Below are 20,211 nucleotides of genomic sequence, written 5' to 3' on the forward strand. Positions count from 1 at the left end.
TCAGCTGAGCTTGCCGTGGCACTGCTTGTACTTCTTGCCACTGCCGCAAGGGCATGGGTCGTTGCGGCCGACGCGCGCAAAGGCGGCTGCCTCGGCGGTGAGCGTGCCCAGCCCCAAGCCCGCGGCCGCGATGCGGCGCTGGTTTTCCTCGTCAAGCCGAACCTCGACCTCGCCGGTTTCGGTCGGCGCGCTGTAGGTGATGTTCGATACGTTTTCGCCGCGGCTCTCGAGCGCATCCGCCGCCTGCTCGAGCTGCTCGCCCGACTGCACGCGCACGGTCATCAGCTGGCGCGTGACTTCGTTCTTGACCGAATCGAGCAGTTGGCCGAAGAGCTCGAAGGCTTCGCGCTTGTACTCTTGCTTGGGCTGCTTTTGGGCATAGCCGCGCAGGTGAATGCCCTGGCGCAGGTAGTCGAGCGAAGCCAAGTGCTCGCGCCAGTGCGTGTCGATGCTCTGCAGCAGCACCATGCGCTCGAACTGGGTGAAGTTCTCCTGGCCGATCAGCGCCACCTTGGCGTCGAAGGTGTCGTTGGCGGCCTTCACCACCTTTTCAACGATGTCTTCGTCGCTCACGGCCTCGGCGGCCTCGACTTCGCTCTTCAGGGGCATGTCGATGCCCCACTCGTTGAAGAGCGTCTTCTCCAGGCCCGCCAGGTCCCACTGCTCCTCGACCGATTCGGCCGGCACGTATTGGCGCACCAGATCGATGAAGCAGCCTTCGCGCAGCGCCGCGATCTGCGCCGTGAGGTCGGCCGCGTCGAGGATGTCGTTGCGCTGCTGGTAGATCACCTTGCGCTGGTCGTTCGACACGTCGTCGTATTCGAGCAACTGCTTGCGGATGTCGAAGTTGCGCGCCTCGACCTTGCGCTGCGCGCTTTCGATGCTGCGCGTGACGATGCCGGCTTCGATGGCTTCGCCGTCCGGCATCTTCAGGCGATCCATGATCGCCTTCACGCGGTCGCCCGCAAAGATGCGCATCAGCGGATCGTCCAGGCTCAGGTAGAAGCGCGAAGAGCCCGGGTCGCCCTGGCGGCCCGAACGGCCGCGCAGCTGGTTGTCGATTCGGCGCGATTCATGGCGCTCGGTCGCGATGATCCGCAAGCCGCCCAGCGACTTGACGAATTCGTGGTCCTTGGTCCATTCCGCGCGAACGTGCGCGATGTCGACTTCCTTGGTGGCGTCGTCGCGGCCTTCGTCGTTCTCGATCGCCTCGATCATCTTCTCGATGTTGCCGCCCAGCACGATGTCGGTACCGCGGCCGGCCATGTTGGTCGCGATGGTGATCATCTTCGTGCGGCCGGCCTGCGCCACGATGTCGGCTTCGCGCGCATGCTGCTTGGCGTTGAGCACCTGGTGCGGCAGCCCCGCCTTGGTGAGCAGGCCGTCGATGATTTCGGAGTTCTCGATCGACGAGGTGCCCACCAGCACCGGCTGGCCGCGCTCGTAGCATTCGCGGATGTCCTGGATAGCCGCTTCGTACTTTTCGCGCGTGGTCTTGTAGACCCGGTCGAGCTGGTCTTCGCGCTTGCTGATGCGGTTCGGCGGAATGATGACGGTCTCGAGACCGTAGATTTCCTGGAACTCGTAGGCCTCGGTGTCGGCCGTGCCGGTCATGCCGGCCAGCTTGTTGTACAGGCGGAAGTAATTCTGGAAGGTGATCGAGGCAAGCGTCTGGTTCTCGGCCTGGATCTGCACGCCTTCCTTGGCTTCGACGGCCTGGTGCAGGCCGTCGCTCCAGCGACGGCCGGTCATCAGGCGGCCGGTGAATTCGTCGACGATGACCACTTCGCCCTGCTGCACCACGTAATGCTGGTCGCGGTGGTACAGGTGCCGAGCGCGCAGCGCGGCGTTCAGGTGGTGCATCAGCGTGATGTTCGCCGGATCGTAGAGCGAGGCGCCTTCTGGCAGCAGCTTGAATTCGCTCAGCAGCTGCTCGGCCTTCTCGTGGCCGTCTTCGGTCAGGAACACCTGGTGGGTCTTTTCGTCGACCGTGAAGTCGCCCGGCACCGTGACGCCCTCGCCCGTGCGCGGATCGGCTTCGCCTTCCTGCTTGGTCAGCAGCGGCACCACCTTGTTGATGGCCAGGTAGAGCTCGGTGTGGTCTTCGGCCTGGCCGCTGATGATCAGCGGCGTGCGGGCCTCGTCGATCAGGATGGAGTCCACCTCGTCGACGATGGCGTAGTTCAGCGTGCGCTGAACCCGGTCGCCCGGCTCGTACACCATGTTGTCGCGCAGGTAGTCGAAGCCGTATTCGTTGTTGGTGCCGTACGTGATGTCGCTCGCGTAGGCCTGCTGCTTTTCCTCGCGCGGCATCTGCGGCAGGTTGATGCCCACCGTAAGCCCCAGGAAGTTGTACAGGCGGCCCATCCACTGGGCGTCGCGGTTGGCGAGGTAGTCGTTCACCGTGACCACGTGCACGCCTTGGCCAGACAGCGCGTTCAGGTACACCGGCAGCGTGGCGGTCAGGGTCTTGCCTTCGCCGGTGCGCATTTCGGCGATCTTGCCGTTGTGAAGCGCCATGCCGCCGAGCAGCTGCACGTCGAAATGGCGCATCTTCATGACGCGCTTGGAGCCTTCGCGCACCGTGGCAAAAGCTTCGGGCAACAGGGCATCGAGGGTTTCGCCCTTGGCGATGCGGTCCTTGAATTCCTGGGTCTTGGCGCGCAGCCCGTCGTCGGTGAGCTTCTCGAATTCGGGTTCCAGCGCATTGATGCGCTCCACCGTCTTGCGATACTGCTTGAGGAGCCGGTCGTTGCGACTGCCGAAAATCTGGGTCAGGAAGTTGGTTGCCATTGGCGTGGAGATGGGCGTGCACCTGACACAACAGGCACTGCGACCGGATTCCCTAAGATATGGTGAAAGCAGTTGGGCGCGCCTTCTTCGAATGCAAGCCTCGAAAGCAAGCGGCTCAGACCGGATCTGCCGGCGCAAGCGTCGGCAAACCGGGCATTTTAGCTGCCCTTGTCCCACCCTCCGGATTACCCATGAATCGCCGCTCCGTCCCGCCCGTCACGCTGCACCAGGCCGCCGAAGGTTCGCCCACCCTGGCAAGCCTGATTGCGCGCGCGCGCGACTCCGGCGACCGGCTGCGGGCGGTCGAGGGATTGATTCCGCCGGCCATGCGCCCGGCCGTGCAGGCCGGCCCGGCCGAAGGTGATGTGTGGTGCCTGCTGGTCAACGGCAGCGCCGCCGCCGCCAAGTTGCGCCAGCTTTCGCCCATGCTGGTCACCCGGCTGCGAAACCGGGGCTGGGACGTGAACACGATCCGGATCAAGGTGCAATCCGGGCGCTGAAAGAAAAAGGCGGCTGCCTGGGCCCCGCGCCGCCGATCCGGCCGATCTCTATTGCGGCTGAAGCCCGATGTCGTGCGCCACCTTCCGCCAGCGCTCGGCTTCCGCGCGCATGAAAGCCCGCAGCTCGCCCGCGGTGGAACCCTTCAGCTGCACCCCCAGCGCCGTCATGCGCTCCCTCACCGACGGATGGTCCAGCGCCGCGACGGCTTCGCGCCGCAGCCGCTCGATCACCTCCAGCGGCGTGGTGGCGGGCGCCACCAGCGCCCACCACTGGTCGATCTCGAGCCCCTTGAGCCCGCTTTCGGTAAGGGCGGGCACCTCCTTCAGGCCCGGAAGGCTCACGCGTTGCGCGCTCGTCACCAAAAGCGGACGGATCCGGTTGGCCCCCATCAGGCTGGAGCCGCTGGCCAGCGTTGCGAAATGCCCGCCCACCGTGCCCGCGGCCACATCGGTAAGGGCCGGCGCCGATCCGCGGTAGGGAACCATGTTGAACTTGATCCCGGTGCGGTTCGCCAGCAGTTCGGCTGCCAGGTGGCTCACCGTGCCCGCGCCGCTGTGCGCAATGGCCGGCGGCATCGGCCGGGCGGCGGCCGTCTTGACGAAGGTCTTGAAGTCGCGGCTGTCGTCGTCCATGCCCGCAAAGAAGACAAGCGGCGAGGTGCCGATCATCGTCACCGGCGTGAAGTCGCGCAGCAGGTCGTAGGGCAACCGCGCGGTCACTGCGGGCGCAATGGCGTGCGGCAACTCGACAATGGCCAGCGTGTATCCGTCGGGCGCGGCCTTGGCCGCCGCCTCGGTGCCGATCTGGCCGGCCGCACCGGGCCGGTTGTCGACGATCACCGAGCTGCCGAGCGTCTGACTCATGCGCTGCGCCATGGCGCGCGCAATGGCGTCGGTGCTACCGCCCGCAGCCCACGGCACGATCAGCTTGATGGGCTTGTCGGGAAAGGCCGCCCAGGCGCGCTGCGCCGTGGCGCTGAAGAGAGCGGCCGAACCGGTAGCCAGGAAGGCGCGGCGTTGCATTGCTTGCATGGTTTCGATTCCTTTGGGTAACTAGGGAGCTCAGGCGGCCTCGTCCGGCCAGCTCGGGTCGCGCGACGCGTTGGCGGTCAGCATCAGCACTACGTGGGCATCGCCTGCAATGGCGCCGCCTTCGCGCAGCTGGCGCACGGCGTCCAGTCCGCCCGCGGCGCAAAGCTCGGCACTCACGCCCGCCGCCGTGAGCTTTTGCCGCGCGGCGCGGGCCAGGTCGTCGCTGACCACCACCGCGCCCCCGCCTGAGGCGACGGCCGCCTGCCACTGCAAAAAGGTCACGGTCGATCCGGCGGTGGAAAACTGCGCGGTGTGCCCGGGATACGCGCCGTTGAGTGCGCCGCCTGCCAGCACGCGCGAAAGCCGCGCAAAAGGCTCCACCAGCCAGAGCCGCGGCAGGCGCGCAATGCGCCCCGCAGCCAGCAGATCGCGAAAGCCTGCGTAGATGCCCCAGGCCAGGTCGCCGCGCGCCGTGGGAATCACGATGTGATCGGGCAGGCCGCCCTCGTTCAGGCACTCCAGGGCGATGGGCTTGTAGCCCTCGATCGCCAGCGGCGCGCTGCCCAATGCGGGCAGGCGGTAATTCGTCAGCGCGAAATAGCCCGCATGTTGTGAGCGCTCACGCACGAACGCCCAACGGCCGGCGTTGTCTGCAAAGGTGTAGCGCCGCGCACCGAGGGCGTCGAGCTGCCGTGCATAGGCTGCCGGCAGGCCTTCGTAGGTTGCCACTTCGCAGCCCAGGCCCGCGGCCCACGCGTAGTGCGCCGCGGAGATCGCGGCGTTGCCCGACGAGGCCAGCACCAGTGTGTGGGCACCGAAGTCCAGCGCCTGGGCCACGCCCACGGCCGTCATGCGATCTTTATGCGAGCCGGTGGGGTTGGACGATTCGTCCTTGAGCGCGAGGCGTGCCACGCCGAACTCGCGCGCCAGTTCCGGCATCTCCAGCAGCGGCGTGCCGCCCTCGCCCAGCGTGAACCCTGGCGTGTAAGGCATGGGCAGCGGGCTGCCGCTGTCGGGCAGGTAGCTGGCACGCAACCCGGCGTGGACGCCCGTGGCACGGCAGGCGGGGCAGCCGTCGTTCGCCAGGGTGAGCGGATAGGGAGCCTCGCAGCGCAGGCAACGCAAGCCCTGCAAGCCGGGGTTTCTCACCGGCTGCGGCGGGCGCGCCCGCGCGGTGCCCGGCGAATCGGCGGGCGGCTCGGAAGGCGAGGCGAACTTGAAGTGCATTACGGGCGCGGGCATGTTTCAGGCGGTCTCGGGTAGGAAGTCGTGCCGAAATCTTAGGCATCTGCAAATAAAATCATCTAGCTTGAAATACTCAAGCGATAAGAAAACTTATCGATGCGCTTCACCGAAATAGAGACGTTCCGCGCCCTGATGCGCGCCGGCTCCACCCGCAAGGCCGCGGCGCTGCTGCATGTGACGCAGCCCGCCATCAGCCAGTCGCTCAAGCGGCTCGAGGCGCAGGCCGGCATGGTCCTGTTCCAGCGCACCGGGGGCCGGCTGGTGCCCACGCCCGAGGCGCGCGCGCTGTTGACGGAAGTCGAGCGGGTCTTCATCGGCATGGAAGCCATCGAGCACCGCATGCGCAGCCTGCGCGACTTCGGCACCAACCAGCTTGAACTCAGCTGCTATCCGGCTTTCGGGCTGGGCTTCATGCCGCGTGCGCTGGAGCGCCTGAAGGCGCAGCGCGGCGACAGCCCGTGGCCGCAGGTGTCGCTGCAGGTGCTCAGCTCCAAGGACGTGCGCGACCGCGTGGCCAAGGGCATTTCAGACTTCGGGCTGATGGCCGACGAACTGTCGCTCGAAGGCATCGACCATTCGACCTTCGCGCGCTTTCCCGGCGTGGTCGTGATGCCGAAGGGCCATGCGCTCGCGCGCTTCAAGCGCATCGAACCGGAGCAGCTCGCGCAAGCGCCTTTCCTGGCGCTGAACCCCGAGGACCCTTCGCACCGCGGCCTCGAAGCCGCACTTGCCGAACGCGGCGTCGCGCTCCGGGTGATGGTGCAAACGCCCTACGCGGCCAGCGTGTGCGAGATGGCCCTGCGCGGCCTTGGCGTGGGACTCGTCAACCCGATCACCGCGCTCGACTACGCGGAACGCGGCCTCGTGGTGCGCCGGCTCTCGGTCGACGTGTTCTTTTCATGCGTGCTGGCCATGCCCGCGGGCAAGGTGCTTTCGACGACCGCCCGCGACTTTCTTTCACTCATGCGCCGGCAACTGGCGGAAGACGAGAAACGCATCCAGCGCTACCTGCGCTGATCCCCGCGGGCTGCTTACTTCCAGCCGAACTCGTGGTTCAGCCCCACGACGAAGCCGTTCACGCCGCGGGAGCCTGCCCCCGTGCGCGAAGCGCTCACATCCAGGCTGATCAGCGGCGTGAGGCCGAAGCGCCAGCCGATGCGCGATGTCCACACGCCCGATGCGCGGCTGCGCTCTGCAATCAGCGAGACCTTTTCATCGAGCGCCCATTCCGCCGCCACCCCGCCGCGCGGCGTTCGGGCGCCGGTGCCCGTGGCCCAGTCGGCGCCGATGTTGGCGTGAACCTGCAGGCGATCCAGCGGGCGCCACGTGACCGGCAGCACCAGTTGCCCGCCGGTCCGGCCACCACGCGTCACGTCGAACACGGCGCCGAGCGAAATTGCCGCGCTCAGCGGCGCATCGGCCGCCGGCCCGAAGAAGTTCCATTTGAGCTGCGGCCCCACGGCGACCGAATGCACGCCCCCCACCGAGAACCGGTCGATGTTCAACCCCAGTTCGACCGGCCCGACACGGCAGGACGGGCCGGCGTGCAGCACCGTCACCGGCTCTGGGCCGGTCCGGCCCCACCAGGCTTCGTACTGGCATCGGCCCGCGTCGAGCGTGCCGGCGTCGTCAACGTCGAAATGGCCGGCGGCCTGGGCACCCGCGCTCGCCAGGACGCAGGTGGCCAGGGGCAACCATGCGAGCCGGGGCCGTTGAATCGTTGTTGTGAATCTGTTCTTCTTCATCGCCTGCATCCCGGGGATCGGGCATTCTAGGGACGGCGAAAGTCGTCGCGGTGACGCGACGAGCGCTCCGGCCGATTGCCTCAGATCTCGAACTGCGGCTGCAGCTCGCGGATGCGCTTGATGGCCACGCCGGCGGCGGCCGTGCGCGTTTCGACGCCGAGCTTCACGTACACCCGCTCCAGGTGCTTCTTGGCCGTGGCAGGGCTGCTGCCGAGAATTTCGCCGATGTCCTTGTTGGTCTTGCCCTTCACCACCCAGTAAAGCACCTCGGCCTCGCGCGCCGTGAGCTTCAGGCTCAGGCTCATGGCCTCGATCACGCCCGTGTCCGAAATCTCGCGCATGACGATCATCCATTCGTCGCCATCGTCGTCCTGCCCGGTCTGCCGATGCAGGCGAAGGCTGAGACTGCTTGCGCTTGAGGTGGCCCCGGCGCTCTTCACGATGGAAAGCGCCGGCGGCTCGATGCCCCGCTCCCTCGCGTCGGGCGCATGGCGGCGTAGCCACTCGAGCACCTCGGGCGGTGTTTCGGGCGCGCGGGTGTCGCAATAGCGCTGCAGCAAGTCGCGCGCGAGCGCCGTCTGCCAGATCAGCCGGCCCTCGGGCAGCCGCACGGTAATGCTGGCATAGCCGAACGCATCGAGCGCATTGCGCGCCTGCCCGGCCTGGCGCGCGTCCTGCCGGGCGCGGCGGGCGCCCTGCAGATGCACGTTCATGCGCGCCAGCACTTCCTTGGGCTTGATCGGCTTGGTGACGTAGTCGACCCCGCCCGCTTCGAGCGCGGCCACCAGGTGCTCTGTTTCGGTGAGCCCGGTCATGAACACGATGGGAATGTGCGCCGTCGCGGCATCGGCCTTGAGCCGGCGCGCCACCTCGAAACCGTCGATGCCCGGCATCATCGCGTCGAGCAGCACGATGTCGGGGCGGGCCTGCGCGGCGCGCTGCAGCGCCTGTTCGCCGTTGGTGGCAATGAGCACCGTGTAGCCGGATTCGTCCAGCGCGTCGTGCAGCACCGCGAGGTTGTCGGGCACGTCGTCGACGATCAGCACCAGGTCGCTGTTGGCGCCCTGTTCGCGCAACGTTTTCGCAAGCGGTGTGGTTTCCATGGGGTCGATGTTCGCCGCAAATTTTCAGGCCGCGCTCACGGCCGCGGCAAGCGCGCGGCCCATGGCCTCGAACTGGAACTGCCGGGCAAGCACGCGCTGCGCCTCGGTCCATGCCCTGCATTCGGGCTCTTCGGCATCGATCTCGTCGAGCTGGTTCATGATGCCGCGAAAGTAGCCCAGGCTCACGGCTTCGTCGAGTGCGCGCAGCCGCGAAAGCGAAGGCGCCTGCACGGCGCGCGGCGCGGCGGCGGGCAGCGGCTTCGCGGCCGTGTCCGTCCATTGCAGGCCGAGCCGCCGCTCGAGCCAGTCGAGCAGCTCCGAGTGCCGCACCGGCTTGACGAAGAAATCTTCGGGCGCAATGCCCACGTCGTTCTCCAGCCCCTTGTCGAAGGCATTGGCCGAGACGATGGCCACAGGCGCATCGACCAGACCCAGCTTGCGCGCTCGGCGAATGGTCTCCCATCCGTCGATGCCCGGCATGGCCAGGTCAACGAACATCGCGTCCGGCCGGTAGCCGGCTGCGATGAGGTCGAGCGCGTCGTGCCCGCTTGCGGCGGTGCGCAGGCCAAAGCCGAGCGGCGCCAGCACATGGCCGAGCAGGTCGCGGTCGGCCTCTTCGTTGTCGACCACCAGCAGTTGCCGCCGGCGCCCTTCATAGCCGCGCCGCGCACGCTGCGCCGGCACAGGCCGGCCCAAGGCGCCCGCGGTCTCGTGCACGCGCGGCAGGAAAAGCCGCACGCAGAACAGCGAGCCCTCCCCCGGCGTGCTGCGCACCTTCATCTCGCCGCCCATCAGGTCGGTCAGCATCTTGGCGATGGTGAGGCCCAGCCCCGCGCCGGGCGTGGCAGCCGCGGCCGCGTCGCCCCGCGTAAACGGCTCGAAGATGCGCTCGATGTCTTCGGCCGTCATGCCGGGCCCGGTGTCTTCTATTTCAACCGACGCGAACTCGCGCGCGTATGAAAGCCGCAGCGTCACCTCGCCCGCCGTGGTGAACTTGATCGCATTGCCCAGCAGGTTGATCAGAATCTGGCACACCCGCTTTTCATCGGCGCGCACCACCTCGGGCAAGGTGCCTGTCGCCTCGAAGCGGAACCGCAAGCCTTTCTCGGCCGCCTGCAGCTCGAACATGTCCGCCAGTTCGCGCAGGGTGTCGGCAAAGCGCATCGGCCTAGCATGCAGCGTGAGCTTGCCGGCCTCGATGTGGGCAATGGCCAGCGTGCCTTCGATGAGCGACAGCAGGTGCTCGCCGCCGCGCTTGATCACCGCCACCGCCTGCTGGCGGTGCGGCGGCACCGACGCGTCTTCGCCCATGAGCTGCGCGTAGCCAAGAATGCTGTTGAGCGGCGTACGCAACTCGTGGCTGATGGCGCTGATGTAGCGGCTCTTGGCCTGGTTGGCCAGGTCGGCGGCGCGGCGGGCCTCTTCGGCCGCGAGCTTGGCCTGCTCCGCGACTTCGCGCGCCTCTTCCGCCGTTTGCTTGGCCGACTGCAGCGCGCGGTCGGTGGCGCGGTGCAGCTCGATCTCGCGCATCAGCAAGTGGGTCTGGCGGTTCGATTCTTCCTGCGCCACCTTGCGGCTCTGGTGCGCCAGCACCAGCCACCAGGCCACCACGCCGGCAATGACCAGCAGCGCCATGTACGCCTTGAGAAAGCCCGAGCGCAACGACGAACGCTGCACGCCGGCCAGTGCTTCGGCCACCTCGGCCTGCGACTGCGACGCGAGCTGCAGGGCGCTTTCGCCCAACGCGCGCAGCTCCTGCTGGTAGAGCACACCGAACACCACCGCCAGCACCGGCACGATGATCAGCATCAGCAGCAGGAAGTGCCCCAGCCCCGTGTCGAGATAGCGCCAGCTGAGGCGCGGCAGCAGCCAGCGCAGCGCCGACGACCACTGAGACGAAAGGCTCGCATGCGGCTTGCACAGATCGCCGCAGCGCGCATCGAGCGTGCAGCACAGCGAACAGATCGCCCCCTGGTAGGCCGGGCAATGGGCCATGTCCGGCCCCTCGTATTCGCGCTCGCAGATAACGCAGTGCTGCACCTTGAGCCGCTGGTAGCTGCCATCGGCGCCGCGCTCGTCCACGTCGTTCTCGACACGCGCCCACCGGACCGCGCGCGGGCCCGCAGCCGGCGCAAAGGGCACTGCGCCATGGCTCACCGAACCCCGCGCCAGGTAGTACTTGCCACCCGTGGCCCAGGCAATCAGCGGCGAGACGACCAGCGCCGTGCCGAGCGCGATGAGCGCCGAGAAAGCCTGCGCCAGCGGCCCGAAGACACCGAGGTGCGCGGTGATCGAGAGCAGCGAAGCCAGCGCCATCGCGCCCACGCCCACCGGGTTGATGTCCCACAGGTGCGCCCGCTTGAACTCGATGCCCGGCGGCGACAGGCCCAGCGGCTTGTTGATGACCAGGTCGGCCACCACGGCCATCATCCAGGCGATGGCGATGTTGGCGAACAGCCCGAGCACATCGCCCAGCGCCTCGAACACGTTCATCTCCATCAGCATGAAGGCGATGAGCGCGTTGAACACCACCCAGACCACCCGCCCCGGATGGCTGTGCGCCACGCGCGAGAAGAAATTGCTCCACGCCAGCGAGCCCGCGTACGCGTTGGTCACGTTGATCTTGAGCTGCGAAATCACCACGAACAGCGCGGTCGCGGCCACGGCCCAGCCGTAGTTCGGAAACACGTATTCATAGGCCGCCAGGTACATCTGGTTGGGATCGACCGCGCGCTCGACCGGCACCATGTGCGTGATGGCCAGGTAGGCCAGCAGTGCGCCGCCCAGCATCTTGAGCACGCCCAGCACCACCCAGCCGGGCCCGCCGGCCAGCACGCCTGCCCACCAGCGCCGGGCGCTCACGGCCGTGCGCGCGGGCATGAAGCGCAGGTAATCGGCCTGCTCCCCCATTTGGGTGATCAAGGCGATTCCGACGGTCAAGGCAGCGCCAAACAGGTGCAAATCGAAGCCCTTCGCACCCGTCTTCACACCGTTGTAGTGCACGATGCCAGCGAATGCACCAGGATCGCGCACCAACACGAAGACGAACGGCACCACCAGCATTACCAGCCACAGCGGCTGGGTCCACAGCTGCAGCCGGCTGATGGCCGACACGCCATGCGTCACCAGCGGAATCACCACCAGCGCGCACACCAGGTAGCCCCAGACGGGCGGCACGCCCAGCGCCAGCTCCAGCGCGTAGGCCATCACCGCCGCCTCGAGCGCAAAGAAGATGAAGGTGAACGATGCGTAGATCAGCGAAGTGAGCGTGGAGCCGATGTAGCCGAAGCCCGCGCCGCGCGTGAGCAGGTCCATGTCGACGCCGTAGCGCGCGGCATACACGCTGATCGGCAGGCCCGCCAGAAAGATGATGAGGCCCGTCACCACGATGGCCCAGAACGCGTTGGCAAAGCCGTACTGCACCAGCAGCGTGGCGCCCACCGCCTCCAATATGAGGAACGACGCCGCGCCGAAAGCCGTGTTGGCCACCCGCCATTCGGACCATTTGCGAAAGCGCTGCGGCGTGTAGCGCAGCGCGTAGTCCTCGAGCGTTTCGCTCGCCACCCAGCTGTTGTAGTCGCGCCGCACCTTGACGATGCGCTGCGGCGCGTCGTCGGGGGTGGTGGAAGTCTCGGCGGGGTTCACACCGTTTCGGTGCAGCTTTCGTGCCATCCATACGTCTTTTGGCGAACAGCGGCACGACTGTTGCAAAGCCGAAGCCTGCCCAATAATGGCCGACCTCCACGCACCCGACGCCGCCCCCTCATGGAACTGACCCCGCGCGAAAAAGACAAGCTGCTGATCTTCACCGCAGCATTGCTGGCCGAACGCCGCAAGGCGCGGGGCCTGAAGCTCAACTACCCGGAAGCCGTCGCGCTGATTTCCGCCGCAGTGATGGAGGGCGCGCGCGACGGAAAGAGCGTCGCGGCGCTCATGAGCGAGGGCCGCACCGTGCTCACCCGCGCCGACGTGATGGACGGCATCGCCGAGATGATTCCGGACATCCAGGTGGAAGCCACTTTCCCGGACGGCACCAAGCTGGTCACCGTCCACCAACCCATCGTCTGACTCTCCTTCTCCAGAACAAGAAAGCCCTGTCATGCGCCACAACGCTTCCAAGACTCTTGCCCTCCTTGCCATGCTGCTGCCGCTCGCGGCCAGCGCCCATACCGGCGCCGACGGCGGCGTGCACCACGGCTTCACCACCGGTTTTCTGCACCCGCTGACCGGCGCCGATCACCTGGCGGCCATGGTCGCGGTCGGCCTCTGGAGTGCGCTGGCCGCCCGCCGCGCCTGGCCCGATCTGCTGTGGGCGCCGCTGGCTTTCGCGGGCATGCTGCTGGCCGGCGCGCTGATGGGGCTGGCGGGCGTGCAGCTGCCGGCCGTCGAGCCGATGATTGCGGCCTCGCTGCTGGTGCTGGGCCTGCTGGTGGCCACCCGCATCCACCTGCCAGGCGCAGTGGCTGCGGCAGTGGTCGGTGTGTTTGCCGTCTTCCACGGCGTGGCCCACGGCCACGAACTCGCGAGCGAGCAAGGCGCCGCCCTGACGCTGGCCGGCATGGTGGCCGCCACCGTGCTGCTGCATCTTGCGGGCATCGGCATTGGCTGGGCACTGCGCCATGGCAACGCGTGGCTGCCGCGCGCGGCAGGCGCCGCGGTGGTGGCGCTGGGCGCTGCCCTGCTTTCGCAGGCGGTCTGACAACAGGCGCCGCGACACCATGATCCCCGGAGAATTCATTACCGACGAGGGCGAGCACACGCTCAACCCCGGCCGCCGCACGCTCACGCTGGTGGTGCAGAACACCGCCGACCGGCCGATCCAGGTCGGTTCGCACTATCACTTTGCCGAGACCAACGGCGCGCTCGGCTTCGACCGCGAGGCCGCGCGCGGCATGCGGCTCAACATCGCCTCCGGCGCGGCGGTGCGATTCGAACCGGGCCAGCAGCGCACGGTCGAGCTCGTCGACTTTGCGGGCGGCCGCGTCGTCTACGGCTTTCGCGGCCTCGTTCAAGGAAAGCTCTAAGCCATGGCAACGATCGGAAGGCGTGCATACGCCGAGATATTCGGCCCGACCGTGGGCGACCGGGTTCGTCTTGCGGACACCGATCTGCTGATCGAGGTGGAAGCCGACTACACACTGCGCGCCGGCGGCTACGGCGAAGAGGTGAAGTTCGGCGGCGGCAAGACCATTCGCGACGGCATGGCGCAGTCGCAGCGCACGCGCGACGGCAAGGGCAGCGGCCCCACGGCCGGCGGCGCCGTCGACACCGTGCTGACCAATGCGCTGATCCTCGACCACTGGGGCATCGTCAAGGCCGACATCGGCCTGAAGGGCGGCCGCATCGCCGCCATCGGCAAGGCCGGCAACCCCGACGTTCAGCCGGGCGTGGACATCGTCATCGGCCCGGGCACCGAGATCATCAGCTGCGAGGGCAACATCGTCACGGCCGGCGGCATCGACAGCCACATTCACTTCATCTGCCCGCAGCAGATCGAGGAAGCGCTGGCTTCCGGCGTCACCACCATGCTGGGCGGCGGCACCGGCCCGGCCACCGGCACTTTCGCGACCACTGCGACCCCAGGCCCCTGGCACATCGAGCGCATGCTGCAGGCGGCCGATGCGTTCCCGATGAACCTGGGCTTCCTGGGCAAGGGCAACGCCAGCCTGCCCGATGCGCTGCACGAGCAGATCGAAGCCGGCGTGATCGGCCTGAAGCTGCACGAAGACTGGGGCACCACGCCCTCGGCCATCAGCAACTGCCTGGACGTGGCCGACGCCACCGACACGCAGGTGGCGATCCACAGCGACACGCTCAACGAATCGGGCTTTGTCGAGAACACCATTGCCGCCGTGGGCGGCCGCTCGATCTGCGCCTTTCACACCGAAGGCGCGGGCGGCGGGCATGCGCCGGACATCCTGCGCGTGGTGGGCGAAGAGAACTTTCTGCCCTCTTCCACCAACCCCACGATGCCCTACACCGTGAACACGCTCGACGAACACGTCGACATGCTCATGGTGTGCCATCACCTGGACGCCGGCATTGCCGAAGACCTGGCCTTTGCCGAGTCGCGCATCCGCAAGGAAACCATTGCCGCCGAAGACGTGCTGCACGACCTGGGCGCCATCAGCATGTTCAGCTCCGACAGCCAGGCCATGGGCCGCGTGGGCGAGGTGGTGCTGCGTTGCTGGCAAACCGCGCACAAGATGAAGCTGCAGCGCGGCAAGCTGCCGGAAGACGACGAGCGCAACGACAACTTCCGCGCCAAGCGCTACGTGGCCAAGTACACGATCAACCCCGCCATTGCGCACGGCATTGCGCACGAGGTGGGCTCGCTCGAAGTGGGCAAGTGGGCCGACATCGTCATCTGGAAGCCCGCCTTCTTCGGCGTGAAGCCCTTCACCCTCATCAAGGGCGGCACCATTGCGATGGCGGCCATGGGCGACCCCAACGCGTCCATTCCCACGCCGCAGCCGGTGCATTACCGCCCGATGTTCGGCAGCTACGGCGGCTCGCTCGCCAAAAGCTCGCTGACCTTCGTTTCGCAGGCCGGGCTGGCAGCGGGTATCAAGGAACGCTACGGCCTTGCCAAGCACCTCAGCGCGGTAAAAAACATCCGCAACGTGCGCAAGAAAGACCTGATCCACAACAGCTACGCGCCGAAGATGGAGATTGATGCGCAGACCTATGCCGTGCGCGCCGACGGGCACTTGCTGACCTGCGACCCGGCGGTGCAGCTGCCGCTGACGCAACGCTACTTCCTGTTCTGAGCGGAGCCCTCAGGGTCTTGCACAAGAGGCCCGGCGCCCGCTTGACAGGCTGCGTATCCTCGAAGGTATCCATCCTGTCGTTTCACGCCTTTTTTGGCGTTCCATTCGCACCATGCTCACCGCCAACAAACTCATGCCCCAGGGCCGCGGCCTTGCGCCCGTGCTGCTGAAGCGCGCCGCCACCATCGAACTCGACTGGGATGTGCGCCAGAAAAGCCGCTTCGACGCCACCGATTCGCAAGGCCGGCAGATCGGCGTGTTCCTGCCGCGCGGCACGGCGGTGCGCGGTGGCGACGTGCTGGTGGCCGAAGACGGCTCACTCGTCCGTATCATCGCCGCGCCGCAGCCGGTGCTGCGCATCACGCATTGCACCGCTCACGGCACCCCGTTCGACCTGACGCGCGCGGCCTATCACCTGGGCAACCGGCATGTGCCTATCGAGCTCAAGCCCGACCACCTGAAGATCGAGCCAGACCATGTGCTGGCCGACATGCTGCGCTCGATGCATCTGATCGTCGTCGCGGTCGAGGAAGCTTTCGAGCCTGAGGGCGGCGCTTACGGGTCGCACGAGCATTCGCATGGCAGTGGACATAGTCATGACCATTCGCATGATCATGGTCACTCGCATTCGAAGGGTCCGAAGCCGCTGGTGCTTGCACCGGAGCTGCTCGATGACCATGGCTGATTCGGGGCGCACACCCGCCCTGAACAACAGTGCCAAGAACAACAGCGCCAAGCAAAGAGCTGACATGCCAGACGCACAAAGCCTGCTGCAGCTCATTTGGCTCGCCTCCCCCGCCCTCCCCGTAGGCGGCTTCTCCTATTCCGAAGGCGTTGAAGCGGCCGTGGAATGGGCCGGCATCGATTCGGAAGCCAAAGCCATCGAGTGGCTCTCCGACCAGCTTTACCTGAGCTTCGCTCGCGGCGACCTTGCACTGGTAGCGCAAGCCATACCCGCCTGGCGCGAAGGCGATGCAGCACGCATCCGTCAACTGAACGAGTGGGTCATGACCACCCGCGAATCGGCCGAGTTCTTCTTGCAGACCGAACAGATGGGCCGCTCCTTCGTCGAATGGCTCAAGCTGCACCACGACGACACCGCCGCCGTTTTTGCCGACCTGCCCGCGAGCTACCCCGTCGCGTTTGCCTTTGCCGCAAGCCGAACCGGAGCTTCGGTGCACGACGGCTGCCTTGCCTTCGCCTTCGGCTGGGCCGAGAACATGGTCGCAGCGGCAGTCAAGGCCGTGCCGCTCGGCCAGAGCGCGGGCCAGCGCATTCTTGCCCGCCTTTCGAACGAAATTCCCGCCGCCGTCGAACGCGCCATGCAGCTCGGCGACCACGAGCGCCAGGCCTTCGCGCCCCTGTTGGCCGTGCTGTCGGCACGCCATGAAACACAATACTCGCGCCTCTTCAGAAGCTGACCGAACCGGACCTTTGCCATGACCTCCGCCCTGCACCACATTCCCCATCGCACCAAGAAACTGCCGCCGCTGCGCGTGGGCATCGGCGGCCCGGTCGGCTCGGGCAAGACCACCCTGCTCGAAATGCTCTGCAAGGCAATGCGCGACAAGTACGACCTTGTTGCCATTACCAACGACATCTACACCAAGGAAGACCAGCGCCTTCTTACCGTGGCCGGCGCTCTGCCCGCCGAGCGCATCATGGGCGTGGAAACCGGCGGCTGCCCGCACACCGCCATCCGCGAAGACGCATCCATCAACCTCGAGGCGATCGACCGCATGCTCGAGGACTTTCCCGATGCCGACGTGGTGTTCGTCGAATCGGGCGGCGACAACCTTGCGGCCACCTTCAGCCCCGAGCTGTCGGATCTGACCATCTATGTGATCGACGTGGCGGCCGGCGAGAAGATTCCGCGCAAGGGCGGCCCCGGCATCACCAAGAGCGACCTCTTCGTCATCAACAAGACCGACCTTGCGCCATACGTGGGCGCGAACCTCGACGTGATGGAGCAGGACACGCAGCGCATGCGCCGCCAGCGGCCGTACGTGATGACCAACCTAAAGACCCATACCGGCGTGGCCGAGGTGGTCGCCTTCATCGAGAAGCGCGGCATGCTCACCGCCGACTGACTCCGCGCGTCGTTGGTAGCCGTGCCGCCCTTGCGTCGGCATCGGATGACACGCGCATGCGCCCAACTTCCTCATGGCGCCGGTTTTTGGCCGCCTACGGTGGTGTCTTCGATTTTCGAACCACGCGAACAACGGAGAGCAACCAAGCCATGACCACCACCGACGAACACGCCAAGCTCTGGGACCTGATCAAGGACACCCGCTACGGCATGCTGACCCACCGCCACGACGACGGCCAGCTGCACAGCCACCCGCTCACCACGCAGAGCAAGAACATCGACGAAGGCTCGACGCTCTACTTCTTCGTGCCCAAGAACGGCGACATCGCGCGCCACGTGGCAAGCGACCCGAGCGTGAACATCGCCTACGCCAACACCGACGACGACAGCTATGTGTCCGTGACCGGCCGCGCCACGCTGCGGGAAGACCAGGCCAAGAAGGAAGCTCTTTTCAACCCCGCGGCCAAGGCCTGGTTTCCCGGCGGCGCGACCGACCCGAACCTGGCGCTGCTCGCAGTCGAGATCATCGGCGCCGAATACTGGGACGTGAAGGAAAGCAAGATGGTGCAGTTGCTGAAGATGGCCAGGGCGGCCATCACTGGCAATCAGCCGCCGTCGCTGGGCGAACACAAGAAGCTGGATCTCGGCTGAACAGGGGCAAGCGCAGCGTCAGGCCCAAGGCGCCCCCTGCATGCGGCGCCGCATAAAGACGCCCGCCGTGGCGGCTTGCTATGCGTTCGCACATTCGTGCGCTCGCCTTTACGGCCGCCTGCGTCGCTTCGAGAAAGCGTGCCAGCGGCGGGCTAGCGTCAGCAGCGTCGAGGTCTCGCCAGTGAACGACGGCGTGGCCGCGCTCCACGCGTGCCGACACCTGCAGCGTTGCGCCCGGCGACATCACGTCGAGCGCATAGCGGGCCACCTTGGAGAGCAGTTCTTCCAGTTCGGCCTCGATGCCGAACACCGGCACCACGTCTTGCGGAACGCGTATGTCGAAGCGAATGGATTTCTCCGGCGCGCTCCCCATGTTCGTGGGGCGCTGCAATGAAGCGATGAGCGGCCGGAGATCCTGAGCGCGGCTCTCGCTTGTTTTTTGCCGCGCCTCCCGCTTTGCCTGGGCCGCCATTTCACGCGCCCGCGCGCCGGCCTTCATGTTGGCGACCAGCAAGGATGCGATGAAGGCGAGCACCGCGGCCAACCCGATTGCGATGGCGACGGCAATGGCCAGGCCCAGATGGCTGGAATACATGTGAACGCGCCTTCAACGGCCCGGCGAAGGCCGGAGTTCCAGCGCACCGCCGGCGCCTCGCTCGCAACTGCCCGACAGCGCATCCGCATGCCGTCCGGGCACCACCGGGCGCCCACCTTCGGCCTGCCCTTCGCACACGTTCCAGGTGGCCATGGGCACACCATGCGCTCCCGGCGGCAGCGGCGCCTCGCCGCGAAAACCCGGATAGGCGCCCCTGCCCGGCGGGGGCCCGAAGGGTGGAGGCGGCGGCAGCATGACGCAACCCGAAAGGCCGGCGACGGCGAGCACACCCGCCAGATGATGGATTCTTCTGATCATTTGAAAACTCACGAACAGTCGGTGGAACGGCCGCGTGCGGCGGGGCGGCAAACCGCAACCTCGCCGCACGCGGTTCCGGGGCCTTCGCGTCAGAAGGCGTGGCGAATGCCGAAGTCGTAGCCGGTGGAGGAACGCGGCAGCCCCGTGTAGCCGACCCCGGCACTGCCGTAGCCGGTGGTGCTGGCGGCGCTAAGGCTGCCGGTGTAGGCCGCGTCGTTGCGGTTGTTCACGCGCGCCACGGTCGCATACAGCGCCGTGCGCTTCGAGAGGTTGTGCACATAGCCGATCGCCAGCTTCTGCACGCGCGGGTCTTCGCCGGTGAGGCCGGCGGCACCTTCGTTGTAGCGCACCATCGAATAAGACGCGCGGATGAGGCCCGCACCCACCGGCATGCTCGCGCCGATCAGGTAGCCGTTGTAGCTGTCGCGGCTGTTGCCGGCTGCGAGCTCGAACTTGTTCTTCACGTTCGAGAGTTCGCCGAAGAGCTTGACCGGGCCGAAGTCGTACGACGCGCCGAGGTTGATGGTTTGCACCTTGCGGGTCAGCGAGGTGGTGTCAGCCGCGACGTTCTCGCCCATCGCCAAAGCCACGTCGAGTGGTCCGTTGGCATAGCCGAACCGGCCTCCGACGTACCGGCCTGCGCTGCTGCTGGACGCCGCCGTCAGGTCGGTGGCGCTGGTCTTGGTGTTCTCGTTCAGGCTGTATTGCACCTGCCCATAGAAGCCGCCAAGGTTGGGCGGAAGGAAGTAGCCCACCATGTTGCTTGCACGCACATAGTTGGCGTTGTTCAAGCCGGTGCTGCCGCTCACGGTGTTGATCACGCTAGAGCCCGAGCCGTTGGTGCCGAACGGATCGAAGACCGTGTCGTTCCAGAAGGTGGCGGTGTAGTCGCGGCCGAGCCGCAGTTCACCAAAGCCGCCCGAGAGGCTCACGGTGGAACGGCGGTTGAAGGTCGAAACGCCGGTGGCGCCATCGTCGTTGGTGATCGGCGCTTCGAGCCAGAAGCTCGCAGCCAGGCCGCCGCCCAGGTCTTCCGTGCCGCGAAAGCCGAGGCGGCTGGAGTTGTAGCCGGAATTGGCGAGACTCCATTTGCTCTGCTTGGAGGCGAAGCCCGTGACCGGGTCGCGCGAGGTTGCCGACTGATAGGTCACGCCGGCATCGATGACGCCGAACAACGTGACGGACGATTGGGCAGAAGCCAGGCCGGCAACGGCCAGTGCGGCGACTGCCGTGAGGGATTTCTTCATTCAGGTTTCTCCGGTTTTCAGCAGCTCTTCATCGAGCAGCTGGACGGATGGTCCCGTTCAAATTTGGAGGAATCTGGTCGATGCCGTTGCCGGGCACCCGACTGTTGTTTGTGCGCACGCCCA

General features: G+C 66.8%; 19 protein-coding genes. 10 read left to right on the forward strand and 9 right to left on the reverse strand.

All coding sequences use genetic code 11. From position 1 onward, the window contains the following. Positions 1-2,793, reverse strand: a complete 2,793-nt coding sequence (gene secA, locus V9L21_RS02075; protein ID WP_337308697.1) for a preprotein translocase subunit SecA — start codon at positions 2,791-2,793, stop codon at positions 1-3. A gap of 191 nt (positions 2,794-2,984) precedes the next feature. Here secA and V9L21_RS02080 point away from each other — a divergent pair, with 191 nt between their 5' ends. Continuing rightward, positions 2,985-3,293, forward strand: a complete 309-nt coding sequence (locus V9L21_RS02080) for a hypothetical protein (protein WP_126746989.1) — start codon at positions 2,985-2,987, stop codon at positions 3,291-3,293. A gap of 48 nt (positions 3,294-3,341) precedes the next feature. On the opposite strand, the gene V9L21_RS02085 is transcribed toward V9L21_RS02080, so the two are convergent. Beyond that, the gene (locus V9L21_RS02085; protein WP_337308699.1) at positions 3,342-4,325 is read right to left on the reverse strand and encodes a Bug family tripartite tricarboxylate transporter substrate binding protein; all 984 of its coding nucleotides are present in this window, start codon (positions 4,323-4,325) and stop codon (positions 3,342-3,344) included. Between the two features lie 30 nt (positions 4,326-4,355). After that, positions 4,356-5,567 carry a pyridoxal-phosphate dependent enzyme gene (locus V9L21_RS02090; RefSeq protein ID WP_337308700.1) on the reverse strand — a complete coding sequence of 404 codons (1,212 nt, stop codon included), beginning with the start codon at positions 5,565-5,567 and terminating at the stop codon, positions 4,356-4,358. 99 nt (positions 5,568-5,666) lie between these two features. Between V9L21_RS02090 and V9L21_RS02095 the strand changes: the two genes are divergently transcribed. After that, positions 5,667-6,587, forward strand: a complete 921-nt coding sequence (locus tag V9L21_RS02095; protein ID WP_337308702.1) for a LysR substrate-binding domain-containing protein — start codon at positions 5,667-5,669, stop codon at positions 6,585-6,587. A 14-nt stretch (positions 6,588-6,601) separates the two neighbouring features. Here V9L21_RS02095 and V9L21_RS02100 read toward each other — a convergent pair whose 3' ends face one another. The 3 genes from V9L21_RS02100 to V9L21_RS02110 all read right to left on the reverse strand — a co-directional run bounded on the left by V9L21_RS02100 (position 6,602) and on the right by V9L21_RS02110 (position 12,090). Then, the gene (locus tag V9L21_RS02100) at positions 6,602-7,315 is read right to left on the reverse strand and encodes a hypothetical protein (RefSeq protein WP_337308704.1); all 714 of its coding nucleotides are present in this window, start codon (positions 7,313-7,315) and stop codon (positions 6,602-6,604) included. A gap of 80 nt (positions 7,316-7,395) precedes the next feature. Next, entirely contained in the window at positions 7,396-8,418 is a 1,023-nt protein-coding gene (locus tag V9L21_RS02105; RefSeq protein WP_337298476.1) for a response regulator transcription factor, read from the reverse strand. Positions 8,419-8,442: 24 nt separating this feature from the next. Continuing rightward, positions 8,443-12,090 (reverse strand): hybrid sensor histidine kinase/response regulator, encoded by a 3,648-nt coding sequence (locus V9L21_RS02110; protein WP_337308706.1) that lies wholly within the window; start codon positions 12,088-12,090, stop codon positions 8,443-8,445. A gap of 93 nt (positions 12,091-12,183) precedes the next feature. Here V9L21_RS02110 and V9L21_RS02115 point away from each other — a divergent pair, with 93 nt between their 5' ends. The 8 genes from V9L21_RS02115 (at position 12,184) to V9L21_RS02150 (ending at position 17,928) form a co-directional block, all read left to right on the forward strand. Continuing rightward, positions 12,184-12,486: an urease subunit gamma gene (locus V9L21_RS02115; protein ID WP_015867014.1), complete on the forward strand. Its 303-nt coding sequence runs from the start codon at positions 12,184-12,186 to the stop codon at positions 12,484-12,486. Between the two features lie 31 nt (positions 12,487-12,517). Next, positions 12,518-13,117: a HupE/UreJ family protein gene (locus tag V9L21_RS02120; RefSeq protein WP_337308708.1), complete on the forward strand. Its 600-nt coding sequence runs from the start codon at positions 12,518-12,520 to the stop codon at positions 13,115-13,117. A gap of 19 nt (positions 13,118-13,136) precedes the next feature. Further along, positions 13,137-13,442 (forward strand): urease subunit beta, encoded by a 306-nt coding sequence (locus V9L21_RS02125; protein ID WP_337308710.1) that lies wholly within the window; start codon positions 13,137-13,139, stop codon positions 13,440-13,442. A 3-nt stretch (positions 13,443-13,445) separates the two neighbouring features. Next, on the forward strand, positions 13,446-15,188 hold the full coding sequence (ureC, locus tag V9L21_RS02130) for an urease subunit alpha (RefSeq protein WP_337308712.1): 1,743 nt from the start codon (positions 13,446-13,448) through the stop codon (positions 15,186-15,188). A 112-nt stretch (positions 15,189-15,300) separates the two neighbouring features. Next, positions 15,301-15,873: an urease accessory protein UreE gene (ureE, locus tag V9L21_RS02135; protein ID WP_337308714.1), complete on the forward strand. Its 573-nt coding sequence runs from the start codon at positions 15,301-15,303 to the stop codon at positions 15,871-15,873. A 64-nt stretch (positions 15,874-15,937) separates the two neighbouring features. Then, positions 15,938-16,609, forward strand: a complete 672-nt coding sequence (locus V9L21_RS02140) for an urease accessory protein UreF (protein WP_337308716.1) — start codon at positions 15,938-15,940, stop codon at positions 16,607-16,609. Between the two features lie 18 nt (positions 16,610-16,627). Further along, a complete protein-coding gene (gene ureG, locus V9L21_RS02145; protein ID WP_015867022.1) occupies positions 16,628-17,278 on the forward strand; it encodes an urease accessory protein UreG in 651 nt (216 codons plus the stop codon). Between the two features lie 149 nt (positions 17,279-17,427). After that, positions 17,428-17,928 carry a pyridoxamine 5'-phosphate oxidase family protein gene (locus V9L21_RS02150; protein ID WP_337308722.1) on the forward strand — a complete coding sequence of 167 codons (501 nt, stop codon included), beginning with the start codon at positions 17,428-17,430 and terminating at the stop codon, positions 17,926-17,928. Here V9L21_RS02150 and V9L21_RS02155 read toward each other — a convergent pair. The 3 genes from V9L21_RS02155 to V9L21_RS02165 form a co-directional block, all read right to left on the reverse strand. After that, positions 17,873-18,523 carry a sensor histidine kinase gene (locus V9L21_RS02155; RefSeq protein WP_337308724.1) on the reverse strand — a complete coding sequence of 217 codons (651 nt, stop codon included), beginning with the start codon at positions 18,521-18,523 and terminating at the stop codon, positions 17,873-17,875. The genes V9L21_RS02150 and V9L21_RS02155 overlap by 56 nt on opposite strands. A gap of 12 nt (positions 18,524-18,535) precedes the next feature. Beyond that, positions 18,536-18,841: a hypothetical protein gene (locus V9L21_RS02160; protein WP_337308726.1), complete on the reverse strand. Its 306-nt coding sequence runs from the start codon at positions 18,839-18,841 to the stop codon at positions 18,536-18,538. 89 nt (positions 18,842-18,930) lie between these two features. After that, positions 18,931-20,088 carry a porin gene (locus V9L21_RS02165; protein ID WP_337308728.1) on the reverse strand — a complete coding sequence of 386 codons (1,158 nt, stop codon included), beginning with the start codon at positions 20,086-20,088 and terminating at the stop codon, positions 18,931-18,933. Between the last annotated feature and the right edge of the window lie 123 nt (positions 20,089-20,211).

The sequence above is a fragment of the Variovorax sp. CCNWLW235 genome, assembly GCF_037204085.1.
Lineage (GTDB): Bacteria > Pseudomonadota > Gammaproteobacteria > Burkholderiales > Burkholderiaceae_C > Variovorax.

Coding starts and splice junctions, on each gene's coding strand:
- secA (WP_337308697.1), bottom strand. CDS start 2,793: ATGGCAACCAACTTCCTGACCCAGATTTTCGGCAGTCGCAACGACCGG.
- V9L21_RS02080 (WP_126746989.1), top strand. CDS start 2,985: ATGAATCGCCGCTCCGTCCCGCCCGTCACGCTGCACCAGGCCGCCGAA.
- V9L21_RS02085 (WP_337308699.1), bottom strand. CDS start 4,325: ATGCAAGCAATGCAACGCCGCGCCTTCCTGGCTACCGGTTCGGCCGCT.
- V9L21_RS02090 (WP_337308700.1), bottom strand. CDS start 5,567: ATGCCCGCGCCCGTAATGCACTTCAAGTTCGCCTCGCCTTCCGAGCCG.
- V9L21_RS02095 (WP_337308702.1), top strand. CDS start 5,667: ATGCGCTTCACCGAAATAGAGACGTTCCGCGCCCTGATGCGCGCCGGC.
- V9L21_RS02100 (WP_337308704.1), bottom strand. CDS start 7,315: ATGAAGAAGAACAGATTCACAACAACGATTCAACGGCCCCGGCTCGCA.
- V9L21_RS02105 (WP_337298476.1), bottom strand. CDS start 8,418: ATGGAAACCACACCGCTTGCGAAAACGTTGCGCGAACAGGGCGCCAAC.
- V9L21_RS02110 (WP_337308706.1), bottom strand. CDS start 12,090: ATGGCACGAAAGCTGCACCGAAACGGTGTGAACCCCGCCGAGACTTCC.
- V9L21_RS02115 (WP_015867014.1), top strand. CDS start 12,184: ATGGAACTGACCCCGCGCGAAAAAGACAAGCTGCTGATCTTCACCGCA.
- V9L21_RS02120 (WP_337308708.1), top strand. CDS start 12,518: ATGCGCCACAACGCTTCCAAGACTCTTGCCCTCCTTGCCATGCTGCTG.
- V9L21_RS02125 (WP_337308710.1), top strand. CDS start 13,137: ATGATCCCCGGAGAATTCATTACCGACGAGGGCGAGCACACGCTCAAC.
- ureC (WP_337308712.1), top strand. CDS start 13,446: ATGGCAACGATCGGAAGGCGTGCATACGCCGAGATATTCGGCCCGACC.
- ureE (WP_337308714.1), top strand. CDS start 15,301: ATGCTCACCGCCAACAAACTCATGCCCCAGGGCCGCGGCCTTGCGCCC.
- V9L21_RS02140 (WP_337308716.1), top strand. CDS start 15,938: ATGCCAGACGCACAAAGCCTGCTGCAGCTCATTTGGCTCGCCTCCCCC.
- ureG (WP_015867022.1), top strand. CDS start 16,628: ATGACCTCCGCCCTGCACCACATTCCCCATCGCACCAAGAAACTGCCG.
- V9L21_RS02150 (WP_337308722.1), top strand. CDS start 17,428: ATGACCACCACCGACGAACACGCCAAGCTCTGGGACCTGATCAAGGAC.
- V9L21_RS02155 (WP_337308724.1), bottom strand. CDS start 18,523: ATGTATTCCAGCCATCTGGGCCTGGCCATTGCCGTCGCCATCGCAATC.
- V9L21_RS02160 (WP_337308726.1), bottom strand. CDS start 18,841: ATGATCAGAAGAATCCATCATCTGGCGGGTGTGCTCGCCGTCGCCGGC.
- V9L21_RS02165 (WP_337308728.1), bottom strand. CDS start 20,088: ATGAAGAAATCCCTCACGGCAGTCGCCGCACTGGCCGTTGCCGGCCTG.